General features: G+C 38.4%; 14 protein-coding genes. 4 read left to right on the forward strand and 10 right to left on the reverse strand.

The annotated features are described in order from the left end of the window. Positions 1–91: 91 nt before the first annotated feature. The 7 genes from GJS41_RS05140 to GJS41_RS05170 form a co-directional block, all read right to left on the reverse strand. Positions 92–814, reverse strand: a complete 723-nt coding sequence (locus tag GJS41_RS05140) for a PepSY domain-containing protein (RefSeq protein ID WP_154246234.1) — start codon at positions 812–814, stop codon at positions 92–94. Positions 815–1,132: 318 nt separating this feature from the next. Continuing rightward, on the reverse strand, positions 1,133–1,849 hold the full coding sequence (locus GJS41_RS05145) for a PepSY domain-containing protein (protein WP_154246235.1): 717 nt from the start codon (positions 1,847–1,849) through the stop codon (positions 1,133–1,135). Positions 1,850–1,936: 87 nt separating this feature from the next. Beyond that, a complete protein-coding gene (locus tag GJS41_RS11470; protein ID WP_227551251.1) occupies positions 1,937–2,839 on the reverse strand; it encodes a hypothetical protein in 903 nt (300 codons plus the stop codon). A 46-nt stretch (positions 2,840–2,885) separates the two neighbouring features. Further along, positions 2,886–6,005 carry an efflux RND transporter permease subunit gene (locus GJS41_RS05155; RefSeq protein WP_154246236.1) on the reverse strand — a complete coding sequence of 1,040 codons (3,120 nt, stop codon included), beginning with the start codon at positions 6,003–6,005 and terminating at the stop codon, positions 2,886–2,888. Between the two features lie 9 nt (positions 6,006–6,014). Then, positions 6,015–7,748 (reverse strand): efflux RND transporter periplasmic adaptor subunit, encoded by a 1,734-nt coding sequence (locus GJS41_RS05160; RefSeq protein ID WP_154246237.1) that lies wholly within the window; start codon positions 7,746–7,748, stop codon positions 6,015–6,017. Then, positions 7,741–9,153, reverse strand: a complete 1,413-nt coding sequence (locus GJS41_RS05165; RefSeq protein ID WP_154246238.1) for a TolC family protein — start codon at positions 9,151–9,153, stop codon at positions 7,741–7,743. The genes GJS41_RS05160 and GJS41_RS05165 overlap by 8 nt, the downstream gene beginning before the upstream one ends. 100 nt (positions 9,154–9,253) lie before the next feature. Beyond that, positions 9,254–9,628, reverse strand: a complete 375-nt coding sequence (locus GJS41_RS05170; protein WP_154246239.1) for a hypothetical protein — start codon at positions 9,626–9,628, stop codon at positions 9,254–9,256. A 647-nt stretch (positions 9,629–10,275) separates the two neighbouring features. Here GJS41_RS05170 and GJS41_RS05180 point away from each other — a divergent pair. The 4 genes from GJS41_RS05180 (at position 10,276) to GJS41_RS05195 (ending at position 16,732) form a co-directional block, all read left to right on the forward strand. Further along, the gene (locus GJS41_RS05180) at positions 10,276–11,469 is read left to right on the forward strand and encodes a TolC family protein (protein WP_154246241.1); all 1,194 of its coding nucleotides are present in this window, start codon (positions 10,276–10,278) and stop codon (positions 11,467–11,469) included. A 13-nt stretch (positions 11,470–11,482) separates the two neighbouring features. Beyond that, complete coding sequence (locus tag GJS41_RS05185; protein ID WP_154246242.1) at positions 11,483–12,568, forward strand: efflux RND transporter periplasmic adaptor subunit; 1,086 nt, start codon at positions 11,483–11,485, stop codon at positions 12,566–12,568. Positions 12,569–12,576: 8 nt separating this feature from the next. Then, entirely contained in the window at positions 12,577–15,732 is a 3,156-nt protein-coding gene (locus tag GJS41_RS05190; protein ID WP_154246243.1) for an efflux RND transporter permease subunit, read from the forward strand. A gap of 79 nt (positions 15,733–15,811) precedes the next feature. Next, the gene (locus GJS41_RS05195; protein ID WP_154246244.1) at positions 15,812–16,732 is read left to right on the forward strand and encodes a cation diffusion facilitator family transporter; all 921 of its coding nucleotides are present in this window, start codon (positions 15,812–15,814) and stop codon (positions 16,730–16,732) included. A 254-nt stretch (positions 16,733–16,986) separates the two neighbouring features. On the opposite strand, the gene GJS41_RS05200 is transcribed toward GJS41_RS05195, so the two are convergent. The 3 genes from GJS41_RS05200 to GJS41_RS05210 all read right to left on the reverse strand — a co-directional run bounded on the left by GJS41_RS05200 (position 16,987) and on the right by GJS41_RS05210 (position 18,736). Further along, the gene (locus GJS41_RS05200; protein ID WP_154246245.1) at positions 16,987–17,556 is read right to left on the reverse strand and encodes an isoprenylcysteine carboxylmethyltransferase family protein; all 570 of its coding nucleotides are present in this window, start codon (positions 17,554–17,556) and stop codon (positions 16,987–16,989) included. A gap of 230 nt (positions 17,557–17,786) precedes the next feature. Then, positions 17,787–18,107, reverse strand: a complete 321-nt coding sequence (locus tag GJS41_RS05205; RefSeq protein WP_154246246.1) for a nucleotidyltransferase domain-containing protein — start codon at positions 18,105–18,107, stop codon at positions 17,787–17,789. Beyond that, a complete protein-coding gene (locus GJS41_RS05210; RefSeq protein WP_154246247.1) occupies positions 18,092–18,736 on the reverse strand; it encodes a hypothetical protein in 645 nt (214 codons plus the stop codon). Before GJS41_RS05210 ends, GJS41_RS05205 begins: the two co-directional genes overlap by 16 nt.

Raw genomic sequence — 18,736 nt, forward strand, 5'->3', positions numbered from 1 at the left:
GTAGAGTTAGATTAAATATTTAAATATCAATAACTTAAAAGCCCAGTAAGCAATAAAAATGCCGACTGTTATCCAAATCCCTACATGAATATTATGCTTTTTTTGCGGTTCTTTTGGCACGTTCTGCTCTTCTTAAAAAAATCGTTTTAACGACAAGGTAAACGCCACTCAAACTAAATAAGACGCCTAGCAAAGCAGCTATAATAAGAAGTGGGTGATTAAAATCGTCCCTATCTTGATAGTCCATAATGTGTAGCATCCAAAAAAAATCAAATATCCGCCAAGTATCATTACGACGAGCTACCACCTCGCCAGTTTCTTGCGAAACATAAATACGAGTGTTATCCGCATCATTAAACTGGATTCGCCATAACGGTAGTTTTCTTCCACGGATTTCATAGTGAGCTTCTGTTTGTAATCCAGAAGAGACTAACTGACCATCACCCGTAAAGTCAGCCATTGCGACTTGCTCACTCACGGTTTGTCCAAACGGAGATAAGACGCGGCCACTTTGGGCATCCACAATTTGTACTCTATTATCGCCGCTAGCTTTCCAAACTAACTTCCCTTGCCAGTGGGTTAGCTCGATCTTGGAAGCCTTAAAAGGTAATGAAGCAATCAACTGAGAACTGTCGAAAGCCACACTACTATCAATCGTGATAACTTGTGGCTTAGCAGCATTGTGCGCCCCTCTGACTTGGTCAATATCAAAGAAACTCATAACCAAGCCGCCTGATAACCAAAGTACGACTTGTAAACCAATCAGCAAACCTAACCAGCGATGGAACTTCCTAAAAAAACGATGCATTTTCATATGTTGTTATTCTGTAATAGTGACAATAATATTTCTATTATGGTTGGAGTGCCGATGCTCCCAACGGCAATACACGTTAGTGACAATTTACCCGACATTTATTAGCCCCTTATTTTAAGGTTTTTTAGACAAAGCTGTTTTGTCAGCTGGTATTGTCCAAAAATACCTCTTTCAAAGCAATTTAAATTGTCGAGTGTCCAGATTTAATTTCTCGCTTAGCGAGATTATTCTAACCATAAAAATGGCCACAAATGAAGAGCTGTGCTTTTAGTACTTCAAACGTCTACTTTGTTCGAAAAGCGGACGCTCTATCCACTATTAGTGTGGTGGCCTTTTCACCTTTCTTCTCCTAAACACTTGAAATAATAAAATAATCCCGCTGATAGTAAATATAAGCGCGCTTGCAGCAAAAGTTATTAAAAGTGGGTTGTTAAAGTCATCACGAGTGTCGTAATCCATAATATGAAGCATCCAAACGAAGTCAAATAATCGCCATATATCACTTCTAACGGTAAGTAGCTGTCCATTGTAGGGATGAATATAAAAAGTGGTATCGATGATGTCATCAAAAAATAACTGCCATACCGGCCCTTCCAATTTAGAGGCTTCCAAAGGAATGTTTTTAATGAGTTCTGAGCTTTTAATAGGTTCATTTCCTGTAAAATATCCTTTAGCCAATTGCTCTATTTCTAGTTGAGAAAGCAACTCTAAATGATTACCAGTTATGCCAGAATAGTAATATTTATCCTTATCTTCGATCTCATAAGCAGGAACATCTTTAACGCGGTAAAATTTAACTGCAGTGGGGTTATGAGAATATTTACTTAGAATAGTCTCTAGAGACACCTGATAATCAGCAGTTGAAACTTGTTGTTCTTTTGAACTCTTGTGCAAGTGTTTCCCATGAACTTTTTCAAGAGGTATAGAGCTCATAACAAGCCCGCCTACAATCCAAAATAGCACTTGAATCGCAATAAAAAGCCCTACCCACTTATGAATTTTTCGACTGTATCGATATAATTGTTGCTTATTCATATCTACCCTCTTTTCAACCTCTCATCAAAACCAAACCCATATGAGCTTGGTTAAATAACTACAAAATCAAATTCTATTAGTTAACTATTAATGCTTGTGTTTCTTTGGTTTATAATCGCGTGCAGATGAGTGTGTATGGACAACTTTCCACAAATCATTAACTTTTCTAAATAGAAAAGTTTGGTATCCGCTTTTATCGAAAACTCTTCCACTCTTTCTAACTTTCCCTTTGACTCGTGTACCGGCTAAGGCCCAAGCAAAATTATTCTCAAAATGAATTTCTACATTTGAAAAGTCTAGCTCTAAATACTCTAGGGCATCTTTTTCAGGTTCAACATGATGCGTTACCAAACTATCAAGCCCTTCGTTTTGTCCTCCTGATTCAATAAAGCGAGCGCCTTCAAAATCTAAAAAGTGCTCACGGAAAGGCTTACCATCACCATTTTCCCAGCCATATTCTATGCCATCTATAATGCTTTTTATTTGCTCTTCATCTTCAGAGCCTTTAATGTTTGCTTTCTCAAACATGCCTGCTTCAAAATGTCCTGGAATATTACAAGCGATTACAATCTCGTTAGTGCCAGAGAACTTCCAGGTTAGCTCTTTAGTCTCTCCAGGTTTTACCGTAACACTATTACCATCTTCATGTACCATATTCGGCATTTCACGCATCATCTCAAGGTGAGCTTTTTGTTCCTTTGCATCGCCAACAGAAAACTCATGATTTATTTTGCCTTCATTGAAAACAATAAATTTAATGACTTCACCAGTCTTAGGCGCTAAAGGTTCTGAGAATTCATAACGCATAGAGTCTTTAGTTACTACGCGAATGGTTCTTGTTGCTTTAGAAGAATCTGCAGGAGCTCCTACCGAACTCGTAACTTCATGGGAATGCTTATCATGATTATGTTCATGTTTACCGCCCGCAATCGACAGGCCTGGGGATAGTGTTAATGCCAAACTTGTGGCTAAAGCTAATTTTATGTTCATAGTATCCTCTTCATTAATAATTACATTAATTCATTAAAAGTCAGTATTACTCTATTACTCGTTTGCGCCATAAATAGTAGATGGCAGGTAAAACTAATAGCGTAAGAATAACGGCACTTAGCATTCCTCCAACCATTGGGGCTGCGATTCTACTCATTACTTCGGATCCCGTTCCTGTTCCATACAAGATAGGAAGCAAACCAACAATAATCGCTGCTGCTGTCATCATGACAGGCCTAACACGCAAACCTGCACCATTGATAACAGATTCAAGTAAGTCGTTTCTTGAAATTCTGCTCGTATCTGATTGATGTTTTTCTAATAACTCTTGATAAGATTGGTTGAGATAGACCAGCATAATCACGCCTATTTCTACAGCGACACCTGCCAGTGCAATAAAGCCTACTCCAACAGCGACTGAGAAGTTGAAGCCTTGTAAATACATTAGCCAAATGCTTCCAATCATGGCAAATGGTAAGGTCCCCATGATGATGGCAACTTCGGCAAAACTTCTAAAGTTCATGAACAACAAGATAATAATAATGGCTAAAGTAAGAGGAATTACGTAGGTTAATTTCTCTTTGGCTCGCATCATGTATTCATATTGACCTGACCACTGAACAGAATACCCAGACGGCAATTTTAACTGCTCTTTTACAACTGCTTGCGCTGACTCCACATAATTACCTACATCGACATTTTCAATATCGATAAAAGACCAACCGTTTAATCGTGCATTTTCACTTTTGATACCTGGAGGTCCATCTTCAACATAAATACGAGCAACTTCTCCTAATGGTACTTTTTGCCCAGATGCAGTAACAATAGGTAAGAGTTCTAATTGTTCAGGAGAGTTTCGATAGTCCTGGGGATAGCGAACATTAATGGGGTAACGTTCCAATCCTTCTACCGATTGCGAAACATTCATGCCACCGATAGCGGTCGCGATCACTTGCTGAACATCTGCAACATTTAATCCATATCGAGCGGCATTTTTTCGTTGAATATCAATTTTAATATATCGCCCACCTGCGACTCTTTCTGAATACACTGAAGCTGTACCAGGGACATCTTTTAATATTTGCTCAAGCTGCTGCCCTATTTTTTGGATCTCGCTTAGTTTTGGACCTGCAATCTTAATTCCGACAGGCGTTTTTATACCCGTAGCTAACATGTCGATCCGAGTTTTAATCGGCATAACCCACGCATTTGTAAGGCCAGGAATCTTCACCAATTGATCGAGCTCTTTGATCAAATTTTTGGTAGTGATACCCTCTCGCCACTCTGATCGAGGCTTTAGCTGAATAAAGGTTTCAATCATGGTTAAGGGTGCAGGGTCTGTTGCGGTTTCTGCTCGCCCCACTTTGCCAAACGCATTTTCAACTTCAGGAATTGTTCTTATCAATTTGTCAGTTTGTTGAAGCAACTCTCTAGCTTTACCAATTGATATCCCAGGATAAGTAGTTGGCATATACATCAGATCGCCCTCATCGAGAGGAGGTATAAACTCGCTACCAATTTTATTCACAGGCCAAAGCCCAACGACCAAAACCAATACAGCCATTACCAAGGTTTTTTTAGGATGATTTAAGACCAGTTTTAGTGCTGGCATATAAATACCCGTCAAAGCTTTATTAATCGGGTTTTTATGCTCTGGTAATACCTTGCCTCTAATAAAGTAACCCATTAATACAGGCACTAAGGTTATGGCAAGCGCTGCTGATGCAGCCATAGCATAGGTTTTTGTAAACGCTAAAGGTGAAAACATTCGACCTTCTTGCGCTTCTAAGGTAAACACGGGAACAAAGCTGATGGTAATTATCAATAAACTAAAGAAAAGCGCTGGGCCTACTTCTGATGCTGAACGTATGACAATTTCCCATCGATTGGATTTGGTTAATGGTGTTTTTTCCATATGCTTATGCATATTTTCGATCATAACAATGGCACCATCAATCATCGCACCAATCGCAATAGCAATACCTCCCAAGGACATGATGTTGGCGTTTAATCCTTGCCAGTACATAACAATAAAGGCCGTTAAAATACCTACAGGCAAGCTAATAATTGCGACAAGTGAAGAACGGATGTGAAACAAAAAGAGCATACACACCAACGCAACTACGCCGAACTCTTCCAGTAACTTAGTCCATAAATTATTAACGGCTCTTTCAATTAACCCGCTACGATCATATACAGTGACTAGTTCTACACCGTCAGGTAAGCCTTGCTTTAAACTTTCTAATTTTTGTTTAACACCTTGGATAGTCTTTTGCGCATTTTCTCCATAACGCATCACCACAATGCCACCGACAGTTTCACCTTCACCATTTAACTCAGCTATGCCGCGACGCATCTGAGGTCCAATATTAATATCTGCCAAATCTTTTAATAATAACGGTGTCCCTTTAGCGTTAACTCCTAAAGGAATGTTTTCTAAGTCTTCGCGCCTTTGGATATAACCATTGGCTCTGACCATATACTCAGCTTCAGCCATTTCAATTACAGAGGCGCCGACTTCCTGATTACCTCTTTTAATAGCCATTTGAATATGTGCTAAAGGTATGCCGTAAGTTCTTAGTTTTTCAGGATCAATGGTGACTTGATACTGTTTAACCATGCCTCCTAAACTGCTTACCTCAGCAACTCCAGGCACAGTCTGTAATTCATACTTCAAAAACCAATCTTGAACACTTCTTAGCTCACTAATATCGTGCTGCCCTGTCTTATCTACCAAAGCATACAAATAAACCCAACCGACACCAGTTGCATCGGGTCCAAGTTGAGGTCTAGCTGTCGATGGTAAACTAGGAGAAACTTGGCTTAAGTACTCCAAGACACGGCTTCTAGCCCAATATAAATCGGTTTTTTCATCAAAAATTACGTAAACATACGAGTCTCCAAAAAAGGAGTAACCTCGAACAGTTACTGCGCCAGGTACTGATAACATTGCTGTCGTTAGTGGATAAGTGACCTGATCCTCGACTACTTGAGGAGCTTGACCTGGATAGCTTGTTTTAATAATGACTTGCACATCTGATAGATCAGGAATAGCATCTACGGGCGTGTTTTTTAAAGAAAACAAGCCTATGCCTACCAATATCAAACTTGCTAACAGTACGAAGAACCGATTAACAACTGACCAGCGAATAATGGATTTAATCATCATATTCTCCTAGTGAATGTCAGCATGGTTTTGAGATTGTTCAGACTTAGAAAACTCTAAAATAATAAACTCATCCGCTACTTGAAAAGTAAATCTAATCTCCTCGCCGACATTAACCTCATTAATATCAAGGTCATCAGATAATACGAAATCCATAGTTGCTTTAGGTCTATTCCATTTTTCAATAGGGCCACGACTAATGTTGATCACTCTAGTAGATGTATCGATTGAATTAATAACTCCATCTACAGTGGCGGAACTCGGCTCTGAATCTTTGCTATTCATATCCATAATGTGGATATTCGTAATTGAAAAATCACCGTTTTCACTTTTACTAATTTCAAGATGCAAACTCATGTTATTTTTCAGCTGATCAAAATCTACAGAGTTACCTACTAGGAAATCCATTGTCATCATGGGCCACTTCCATTCATCGATTGCTTCGTGATCCACATTAATTGACCTTTGGCTTGGATTGATTTCATTAATAGTAGCGCCGACCCAAACAGAATTAGGTTGGGATTCGGCAGATTCCATTCTTTTAAAGTCCGAAGTTTTACTAGACTCAGAATCAATTAAGAATTGTGCTGAAACTACAACCTCTTCTCCTTCCTTTAAGCCTTCTTTTATTTCTACAAATTCTTGATTTTGAAAACCAGTTGTTACCTCTATAGATTTAAAACGACCGTCTCCTAAAGCCAATACAACCTTATCTTGGTATCCTGTTCGAATAACTGCTTCTCGAGGGATCGATAAAACATCCCCTGTTTGCTGTGAATTAATCTTTATTTTGGCATACATATTTGGCTTTAAAGATTTGTCTTGATTAAAGAACTTAAGTCTAACTTTTGCAGTTCGAGTCATGCTATCAAGAGTGGGATAGATAAAATCAATGGTGCCATTCCATTTTCTTCCAGGTAAAAAATCGACCATCATTTCTGCTTCAGCACCAATTCGAACCCAAGGTAATTGTTTCTCAAAAATTTCAACATCTACCCAAACTTGCTCAATAGAGCCGATACTCATGATTTGTGTGCCAGGTTTAACATGATGGCCTTGACGGATATTCAGTAACTTAACGATGCCGTTTTGAGGGGCAAAGAAAGTAATGTTCTTCTTTACCAATCTGGTCTTTTTGATCGAATTTATAATAGAAGGAGCTATTTGGTAAGACTCTAATTTTTGTAGCGCAGCCTTTGTAAGGCGCTGATTGCCTCGTTTTAGCGCAAACAATAATTCTTCTTGAGCATTAACCAACTCTGGAGAGTAAATGGTATAAAGGGGCTGTCCTTTTGTAACCGATTCACCCTCTGCTTTAACGTTTAATGTCTCAATCCACCCATCTACTCTTGGGTGAATATGTACTAAAAGATCCTCATCGAAAGCAATAGTACCTACCGTGTTGATGTTAGCGGTCATAGGTGAAGTTTTAACCTTAGCTAGCCTAACTCCAAGGTTATTCACAATTTCAGGTGATATTTTTATAGCTCCTGGGCTAGCATCCATACTATCCATTCCTTCTTCATACACAGGAACCAAATCCATTCCCATTGGAGACTTTCCAGGTTTGTCCCGACGATAATTTGCATCCATAGGGGCTACCCAGTACAGGACCTTTTTTTCAGCAGACGCATTACTGCTGGTACTAGCTGACTCTTCTGATGTAAAAAGTAAAAACACTACAGTCGTTACAGCAATCCCAATAAGAGTGCCTATAAATATTGGTAATATTTGTTTATTCATTGCTATCTCCAAGAACTTCTACTGCATTAAGTAGCTCTTCTGAGTTCTGTATAAAATAATAATTAAGTTGCATTATCGATTTAAATTTTGCTGTGTGTATCGATAGGAGCTCTAAGCTAGCATCCAACTCAGCTATTCTTGCTCTAACTACCTCTGCAAAGTCACTGACGTCATTACTGTAAGCATTGAGAGCTGCTTCTGCTTGCTGGCTCATTTGGGGTAAGAGAGACTTTTGATAAAGTGCCAGTCTCTCCTCTAATTTTTGTAATTTAGCTGTTTCCGCCTCAATATTTGAAAGAAAATTTCTTAAGGTTAGCCACTTATCATCTTTCATTGCTTCCTTATTAGAAACTGCCGACTTCACTTGGCTATCCTGCTTTGTTGAACTGAAAAGCGGCAAACTAACGGTTACCCCCACACTAAAAAAGTCAGATCTACTCATTCCAGATGGCGCACTATCACGATAGGAATAGCTTGCACTCAGTCCCCACTCAGGTTTATAGGCTTGTTTAGCTAATTCGACGCCCACATCACCAACCATGATCTTCTTATCAATACTGATTAATAATGGATGTAGCTTAACCTTCTCTATCACCTCAGTAGAATTGAAAATATTGGAATTAAGATCTAGTAACTTTTCAGGATATAAGCGCTTAATTTTTGGTAATTGAGAACTTACTTTTGTTGAATTCAGAGTTTGTATATCTAAATGATTTTCAGACTGCCCATAAAAATCATTTGAGCCAATCCATTCGTTAAGCTTTGTTATGGCTACTTTTTGATTTTGTTTTAATTGAAACAATTTATCTTCAAGCCTTGTTAGCTCTAGCTCTGCGCGAATGACGTCCTGTTGGTGAACTTTACCAAAACTTGAACCATAACCAGCCTCAGCTACCTCTGTCAGCTGCTCAAAAAGCCCTTTATTTGTTTCTAGAATCTCAATACTTGCTTGTGCTTTATAAGCATCTAGCCATAAATTAGCCGCCATTAAGCTTACACTAGCTTTACGGTTCTCTCTTAGCCAAGGTTGCTGCTCACTTAGAGTTTTAAATTGCTTCGACTTTAATTCCAAGCTATCGCCTCTAGGAAGCATTTGGGAAATGCCTACTTTAAACTGAGTCATGGGCTCTTGATTAAACTCGAAGGTATCTGTAGGCAAATTAGCCAAATTCACCGAGAGTTTAGGATCTGGCAATACATTGCTCGCTAAACTTTGCTCGTAAAGTGCAGCTTGACGATTTTTACTTTTGCTTAACCAAGGATCATATTTTTGAGCTTGACGAAGCACTTCTTTAAGGCTCAATTTACCTTGGGTTTCAGCCTTAGCTTTAGCAGATTGTATTAAAACTAAAATAACGATTAGCGTGTATTTTAATACCTTACTAGGTAACGTATATATAGGCATACTTGCCTCCAACAATAGATAAGCAACAGGGATTAAGTCTCAGTCTGACTAAATACCAATTAAATTGATCGATTTTGTACCAGTGAATTACTGGTTTGGCTTAACCTAATATTGGGGGTCGATATGGGGTGTCTAAATAACGACTAGAGTAGGATGTAGAATAAGTATATGTTTTAGAATGCTGTGCATTGAACTCATACAGAAAGCTAGCTTGGCTTAAATAGACAGGCACCGTAACGGCACATTGTTGCATTGGGCAAGAATCAGCTGAGTCACAACAGTCAGAGGGTTTATCTGATTCCATTGTGTTTGTATGGTCCATTTGATGCATTAAGTGCATGCTATGATCCATTTCAACAGCTTCCATAGCTTGTTGACTCATGTTTGAACATTGAATTGAAGCATCAGCAAATACTTGATTTGTAGAAACCAAGATAAATACTAAAACTATGACTTTTAATAAAAGGTGTTTCAATTCAATTCTTCCGAAGATCGTATACCAGGAGAATTAGACCAGATATAATATAAAAGTTCAACTGAGAGCATGTATTACAATTAATACTATATGAAGTAACCTACATATACATTGACCATTCAGTTCCTTAATTCAATGTCGGCTTAGTGACGTTTCCAGACTGCTCAGTTCGAAAAGCAGACACTTAAAATCTAAATAATCACACTTAAATTTGTAAGCACCCTTTACACTATATGACTAGATCAAATTTCAGAGAAGAGTTAAAATTGCCCCGTATTTCTTAAAAAGCCAATACTTTTGAAATTATTTCTAGCCATATTATTAACAATTATGACCTTGCAAGCGTCCATTCAGAATGCAGATGCTCATAGTGCTATTGTTGATCAGTATGACTTGCATGAAGTTTTAGATATTGATTCCTCCAATGAAAATGAGCACGACTCCAGTCATTGTTGCCATTGCTATAATTCAAGCACTCTATTTGTTAACTTTCCTCAAGAAGGTATTTTACCTATAGGTAAGAAAAGTAGCTTTTCTACTATATCAAACCACTACCAAACCTATCTCAGCAGGTTGTTTCGTCCCCCGATCCAGTAATTTCCTACATTTTTTATAAATTTAAAACTTAAATCTTTAAGGAAATTATTATGCGCAAATACTTGTTTGTGCTGCCTTTTCTATGTTTGCCGTCTATAGCAACGGCTGACTGGGGAAAGCAGCTCGTTAATTCTGTTGAAAGCAGCGATTATTATCAGCTATTAAAGCAAAAACTGATCACTGCTAATTTTGAGAAGGAAGCATATTCTCAATCATTTTATAACCCTGAAATTCAAGCCGACTATAAAAATTCTGAAGTAAATGAGTTTTCTATCGGCATTAGTCAAACTATCGACTTTTCGAGCAAACGCCAATTTAGTAAAAACTATGGTCAAATGCGCTTGCTGTCAGCTCAAGCTAATGCAAAAGAAATAGAGAGGCAACTCCTCTTCCAAGCTATCAATGCGTTAGTAGAACTGAGAAAGCAGCAACAATTAGAGCAGCTGAATTTGCAACAAAAGCAACTATTAAGCCAGTTATCCAAGGATATTCGAGAAAAAGAACGCATTGGTGAACTAGGCAAACTAGACAGTCAAGTGTCTGAAATAGCTATGGCTAATTTCTTAAGTCAAACAAGTAAGCAGTTACTAGATTTGAACTCGGCTAAGGAGCAGACTAATATTTGGTTTTCTAACAGTGAGTCTCTTCCTAAGAGCCTTCCAAAAGCTCTAACAACTAAAATCAGGGCTCCTTTTATTGAAAAGTTAATAGAGCAAACTCCACAGATCTTACTGGCTCAATCTCAAGTTAATTTATTGAAAGCAGACTGGAAAAGAACCGAAGCGTTAAACAAATCAGATCCAACGGTAGGCGTTAATGTCGGTAAAGAAGGTGATGCCAATACGGTTGGAGTAACTTTTAGCATGCCCCTCAATATTAGCAATAATTATTCCTCTGCTAATTCAGCAAAACACTCTGAATTTCTTGAGCAGGATTATCAATTGGCAATTGCAAGGAAATTGATGAAGCTCGAATTCAAAAAAGAATTTTCCGCATATACGCAACTATTTGATAGTTATCAAGACTGGAAAACCATTGCCTCAGAAAGCATTAGAGGGAATGAAAAGTTGTTGGTTAACTTGTGGCAAGAAGGTGAAATTACAACCTCCGAATTTATTGTCGCCAATCAACAGCGATTAAACGCACTCAAATCAGGTATAGAGTTACAAAATAATCTCTATAAGCAATACATACTGTGGCTATCAACTTCTAATCAATTAAGAAGTTGGTTAATGAATCAATAAAAGGGCCAGAATCATGAAAAATATTTTATTACTATTATTGTTACTCAATATTATGGTTTTTTCTCCAGTTTCTATAGGAGCTACAGAGGAGCACGACGATGATGGCTTGATAGAGCTCACTGATGCTCAGCTACAGGCTGCAAATATTAAAACTAAAGTAATGATTAAAGAGAGCCTTTCTGAGCGAATACTGGCTTTTGGTGAGCTGGTTAATAATGACTATAAAAGTTATGTATTAACTAGTCCCGTTAAGGCAAGAATTATTGATAGGAAAGCTTTCTTAGGTCAGAAAGTTAGTAAAGGTGATGTTCTTATCAGTTTATACAGCGAAGACATTGCAAGCTTACAAAGTCAGTACTCTATCGCTAGTTCTGAATGGAATCGAATACAGCGCCTAGGAAAGTCTACCGTAGGTGCAAAGCGATACAATAATGCTCAAGTTGCTTTCCAAGCAGCGAATTCTAAATTAGCTAATATTGGGATCAGTTTAACTGATCCAAAAACCATTGATACAAAACCTCCGTTAGGCACTTTTTATTTAAGTGCGTTGGCTGATGGCGTGATTTTGGAAGATAAGTTTACCCAAGGTCAGATTGTTGAGTCTGGTCAAGTATTAATGACTATGGTTGATGAAAATACTTTATGGGTTGATGCAAAAATCACTTCTAATAAATTAATACCTACTAATGCCAAAGCAAAAGTCATCATTAACAAAGCTTCCGTAGATGGTGAGATCATTCAATTTGGTCATGCTATTGATGAAGTTACACGAACCAGAAAAGTGAGATTGTTGATTGATAACCCAAATGACAGTTTTCATGCAGGGATGTTTGCCGATATTGAATTTTATATTCCTAAAAGTGAGCAAGGATTTTTAATTAATCAAGGTTCAGTATTAAGAACTTCTGATGGCGATTGGGCTGTATTTATTGAAGAGAAGCCTAATCATTTTAGGCAACAAGAAGTTGAGTTAGGTATTAACCTTGGGGACGTGGTTGAAATAAAAGGCATTAATGAGAGAACTAAAGTGGTTACCAATGGTGCTTTTTACTTGCAATCAGAAGCTCAAAAATCTGGCTTTGATATTCACGGCCATTAGGAGGCAAAATGTTTCAATTTATAGTAAATTTTGCCTTAAAAAATAGGCTACTAATTGTTATTGGACTCATAGCTTTATGCATTGTAGGTTATATCAGTCTGCAAAAATTAAACCTCGATGCTTTTCCTGATGTTACCAATGTTCAAGTATCTGTGAATACTGAAGCTCCCGGCATGGCTGCTGAAGAAGTTGAAAAACTGATTAGTTACCCTATTGAATCCGTAATGTATTCACTTCCAGATGTTGCTGAAGTTCGTTCAACGTCTAAAACGGGCTTATCGCTTGTAACCATTGTTTTCAAAGATAAAGTCGATATTTATTTTGCTAGACAATTAGTATTTGAGCGCTTGCAAGCTGCTAAAGCATTAATTCCAGAAAGTGCAGGCATACCTGAAATGGGGCCTAACACTTCTGGATTAGGTCAAGTATTTCAGTACTTCTTGCTCGCGGATGAAAGTTCGAATATGGATGCAGTCAAATTACGCTCCTTAAATGACTGGGTCATTAAGTTATTACTCATGCCTGTAGATGGTGTAACTGATGTACTATCATTCGGCGGTCAAGTATTACAATATCAAGTCAATGTTAATCCATCTAAACTACTCGCTTATGAGCTGTCTCTAGATGATGTTCAACAAGCAATAGAAAATAACAATCAAAATGCAGGCGGCTGGTATCTCGATAGAGGTCAAGAGCAGCTAATTATCCGTGGTTTTGGTTGGTTAGAATCAGGTGATAAAGGCTTAGAGCAACTACGCCAGCTTCCTATCCGTTCAGTTGATGGAACCTTTATTAAGATTTCTGACGTTGCAACAGTAGGGTTTGGCGAAGAAATCAGACAAGGCGCTGTGACCTTAAGCAGGCGAGATATAAGTGGTGCTATAAAAGCTGAAGGAGAAGTGGTTTCTGGCATTGTTCTTAAGCGAATGGGAGCCAATACCAAACAAACTATTGATGGCATTCAATCTAGAATTGATTTAATTGAACAAGCTTTGCCTGATGGAGTTAAGTTTGTAGCTTATTATGATCAAGCTGATTTAGTGACTAAGGCTGTCGATACAGTTGTATCTGCACTGCTCTTGGCTTTTGTCTTGATTGTCGTAGTGTTATTACTCTTCATGATGAACTTAAGAGCCGCCTTTTTGGTACTCATCTCTATTCCCATTGCCATATTGATAGCATTGATGATTATGTCTTTTTACGGTATTTCCGCAAATCTTATGTCACTAGGAGGTATAGCTATCGCTATTGGTATGTTAGTTGATGGCTCAGTTGTAGTAGTTGACAATATTTTTAAAAAGTTACAAACAACGCAAAGCACAAGTAATGAAAAAGAAGGAAATAAAACTAGTTTATTGCAAATTATCAAGCTGGCTACTCATGAAGTCGCTCGCCCAGTATTTTTCGCAGCCATTATTATTATGGTGGTATTTATGCCTTTGTTTTCTTTCGAAGGTGTTGAAGCGAAACTCTTTCAGCCAATGGCAATTAGCATTATCTTAGCTATTGCAGCAGCTGTATTAGTCGCTCTAGTTATTGTGCCTGCTTTAGCCTCCTTAATTTTAAAGCGAGATTTAAAACTCAAACAAAGTCCTCTTTTAAAACCACTAAACGCGCTTTATAGCAAAGCCTTAATCTATGCTCTAAAGAAGAAAAAAGCGTTAGTTACTTTAGTGTTACTATTAAGTTTGTCTGCCGCTACCATGATCCCTTATCTCGGCACAGAGTTTGTTCCTGAGCTTGAAGAAGGAACTATTAATCTTAGGGTAACGCTAGGGCCAACTGCCAGCTTAAACACAGCTTTAGAGTTATCACCCAAACTCGAAAAAGACTTATTGTCATTCCCACAAGTTAATTATGCATTAAGTCGTATAGGCAGGCCTGAACTTGGTGGCGACCCAGAGCCCGTTAGTAATATTGAAATTTATCTTGGTCTAACGCCTGTCTCAGAGTGGGATAAGTTTAATTCTCGTCAAGAGTTGCAAAATGCAATGGCGCTAAAGCTACAAAAATATCCAGGCCTTCTACTCAACTTTTCTCAGCCAATTGCCACTCGTGTCGATGAGCTGCTATCTGGTGTAAAAGCGCAGTTAGCGATCAAGTTATTTGGGCACGAATTTGACGAGCTAACGACTAAAGGGAAAGAACTTGAAACGATAGTCAAAGGTGTCGAAGGTACTAAGGACGTTTCACTGGAACAAATTTCTGGTGAAGCGCAATTAGTAGTGAAACCAAGACTTAGCAACCTTTCAAGGTTTGGTTTATCTGTTGCCGACGTAATGCAGTTGGTCTCAACAGGTCTAGGAGGAGCTTCTGTTGGACAAATTATTCAAGGCAACGAACGGTATGATATTTATTTACGCTTAGAGCAAAGCCGAAGAGACAATTTGCAGAAAATTAAAGATTTAACCATCCGTACCGATGAGGGGATCTATATAACTTTGTCACAAATAGCAGATATTACTATAGAGACAGGGCCACCTCAGATCCGTCGCGATAAAGTCCAGCGCAGAGTGGTTGTTCAAGCAAATGTTGAAGGTCGAGACATGGGAACGGTAGTTAGTGATATTCAAGCTAAGGTCGATACTGAGCTTGAGTTAGAACCAGGTTACAGTGTAGAAATTGGTGGGCAGTTCGAAAACCAACAAAGAGCTCAACAAAAGCTATTAATTGTAGTCCCCATTTCTATTTTGCTAATAGCTTTACTCTTGTACTTTGCATTTGGTTCTTTATCACAATCACTATTAATATTAGTGAATATCCCTTTAGCACTGGTGGGCGGTGTCTTTGCGTTATGGTTAACGGGACAATACTTATCGGTTCCAAGTTCTGTAGGTTTTATTACCTTATTTGGAGTAGCTGTATTAAATGGAGTTGTGATGGTTGAAGCGATTAATGAGAGATTGCGACAAGGGGTAAATCTAGACGAAGCCATAACTGTTGGAGCACTCTCTCGACTTAGACCTGTATTGATGACGGCTCTAACTTCCGCACTCGGTTTAATACCGATGCTCTTATCTAGTGGTGTAGGCTCTGAGATTCAAAAACCATTGGCTACGGTGGTTGTCGGTGGCTTATTAAGTGCAACACTGCTAACCTTAATTGTAATTCCAGCATTTTATTCTAGTTTTTCAAAGGGATTTGTATCCTCGAACCATGAATAATATGACAAGAATACAAGGTATTATTACCACAACAGTAATGTATGTTTTTACGATTTTTTAAGTAAGCAAGTAGCTCCTTATGTCACACAGTCACACTAACGATAATCAACATTCTCATGGAAATGCTTGCAGCGGACACGGAGAAGGTTCCAGCAAAAAAGTGTTACTAATTGCATTAATTATTACCAGTATATTTATGGTAGTTGAAGTGATTGGAGGGATAGTCTCTGGATCCTTAGCATTGATTGCAGATGCTGGACATATGCTGACCGATGCAGGAGCGTTGTTATTAGCATTTGCGGCAGTAAAATGGAGCGCTAAGCCTAAAGACTCTAAAAGATCATATGGCTACGCACGATTACAAGTACTCGCTGCATTTGCAAATGGCATTGCCCTATTGGCATTAACAATATGGATAGTTGTTGAAGCTGTTGGGCGGTTTAATTCCCCAGAGCCGATTGAGTCAATGTCTATGTTTATTGTCGCACTCATAGGACTGCTCGTTAATATTATTGTGTTTAAAATGCTCCACAGTTCTAGTAAAGAAAACATTAACGTACGCGGAGCTATGCTCCATGTTCTTGGTGATTTACTGGGATCTGTAGGAGCTATTTTGGCTGCTATTTTAATCTATTGGAAGAATTGGTTATGGGCAGATCCTGTTTTATCAGTGTTTGTGTCTTTATTGATAGTAAAAAGTGCACTGCGCTTAATAAAAGAATCTAGTCATATCCTACTTGAAGGGACTCCTCCTAGTTTAGATGTAGCTAAGATTGAAAATGATCTTTCAGCAATTAATGGTGTTAATAATATCCACCACTTACACGTTTGGTGCCTTAATGAAAATAAAATTGTCGCAAGCCTTCACGCAACTGTAGAGGACTTAAAGCAAGGAGACGATATCATAGCAGCCATAAGCAGTAAGTTGAAAAGCGAATACGGCATTGAGCATAGCACTATACAATTAGAAACGAAGCATTGTGATTTTATTGAGTGCTAACAAGATAGGACGAGTAAACTTCTAGCTGGCATTTAGAATGCTCCATAGTAAAGATTACATAGCTACTTCAAGAAGTATCTGTAAGGAGCAATAACAATACTTGTCGGGTTTGCTAAGAACTATGATTGCGCAGATCCCACTCATCAACGTCCGATTTGTGACGGTTTCAGATTGCTTGGCTCGAAAGCGGACACTCAGAAATTAACGCCTAGCTAAGCCGAGCGTGATTTTTGCGCGTCGGCTTGAGCTTTCTGTTAAGTTTTGCTTGGTATACCAAAGAAGCGAGGCACTCGTGCTTTGTATGATAAAAATTCCTGACCATATGTTTTTTCTAGCCATTTTTCCTCTATAAAGGGGGCCACGATATACATGACGGCCCATAAACCCAACAAAATATAAACATAAGTGGAATTGATAAATAAACCCAAACCTAACATAGCAAATAATGAGAACACATAAATTGGGTTTCTACTCCATTTGTACCAACCAGACACTACCAAACCTTTTGCCTCTCCATGTGCATTAGCCCATCCTAGCTTTAGGCTAATATAACTGGCTAGGCCAAAACCTAAAATAAATAATGGAAGCCATATAAAAAAGCGCACTGAATAACTGAATACAGGGGTGTCGTTGTATGAAGTAAAAGAAAGCACAGCCAGTCCAATGATCATAACCCTAAACAAGAGCCAGAATAATCGATATTGCCATGACTCTTTGGAAGGAGGAGGAAAAAATACAAAAGAGGACTTCAATAATGACGCAACTGAAATAAATATCAGTAATATAGCGGCTATCGATGAAACGGTGAAAATAATCTCGTTCATACGTTTTGAAACTTAATGCCTTAAGCAGCGGCGCATTAGCGCGTCCAACCACCAAGTGGCATTGCTACCTTGGCTTGTTATGTGTTTTTGCACGTTATTCAATAATTTTTATCTCACTAGACCATGCATGATCTGGAAGATTTTATCAAGCACACTTCGAATGTCTGCTTTGTGACGCTTACAGACTATTAGATTCTTTCATCTGCCATCCCCCAATTTTTTCTTTAATTCTAGTATTCGTCACTGGCAATTTTTAGAACCAAACAGCTCTGCTGTACTAATATTGCATTAATTTCTGAAGCTTCACCGAACGTTAATAGCGATAAATGGAGCGGTAGGGGTAGTGAATCAGTGTCAATACTGTATCTAAGTGTATCCGCCTGAGAATCACTCCGGCAAAGAATCATTAAATCAACATCAGAAGCATTTGGCTCATCTCGGTTAACGGAACCAAACAAGTGCCAATCAGTTCCATTTGCAATCGCCCCAAGTGATTGAGCAAGTTCTTTGATATGAAAGATAGCATCTGAACGAGTTAACTTGCTAGACACCCTAGCAACCCTCGAAAGGTTAATGCTTTAGCCCCCATAGATCTAGCTGCCTCTTCTGCTTGTTTAGTTATAGAACCATAGCTTGTGGACTTGACCACAATATCAAAATTACCAAAGCGAGCTCTGGCATTACGTACATCTTCAGCACTCATATTGTACGCTTCTATAACAGCCACAATGAGTCTATCACCCATTAGGCGACTAACCTGAAATACGGTATCGTATACATAAGATACGCTTCGCACATTACTGTGCTGCTGCATGGCATTTATGAAAAAGCCCATATTTTTATCACGAAAATCACCGACATTGCTTACTCTTGCTGAACGATTTATATCCCCCATCTTACCGAATGCTGCGTTATTTGAGTGAATATAGTCTATTGCAGAGCCACTCCACAATATATTTGAAGGGACGTTAATTACAAGTTGAGGCTTGTTTTCGCCAGAAAAAAGAAGACGAACTGCATCGGCTCGAATAATTCCTTTAAGCCCTAATACTGCAACAATAAATCTATTGCCATCTTTCCTTTCAATAACTAAAAAGTCTTCAGCGGTTTTCTCTACAACTTTTATTTCATCCTCATCTTCTGATAGCCTTTTAGCCACCCAGGAGCTTATATTGCTCAT

The organism is Kangiella sp. HZ709 (genome assembly GCF_009674675.1).
Classification (GTDB): Bacteria; Pseudomonadota; Gammaproteobacteria; order Enterobacterales; family Kangiellaceae; genus Kangiella.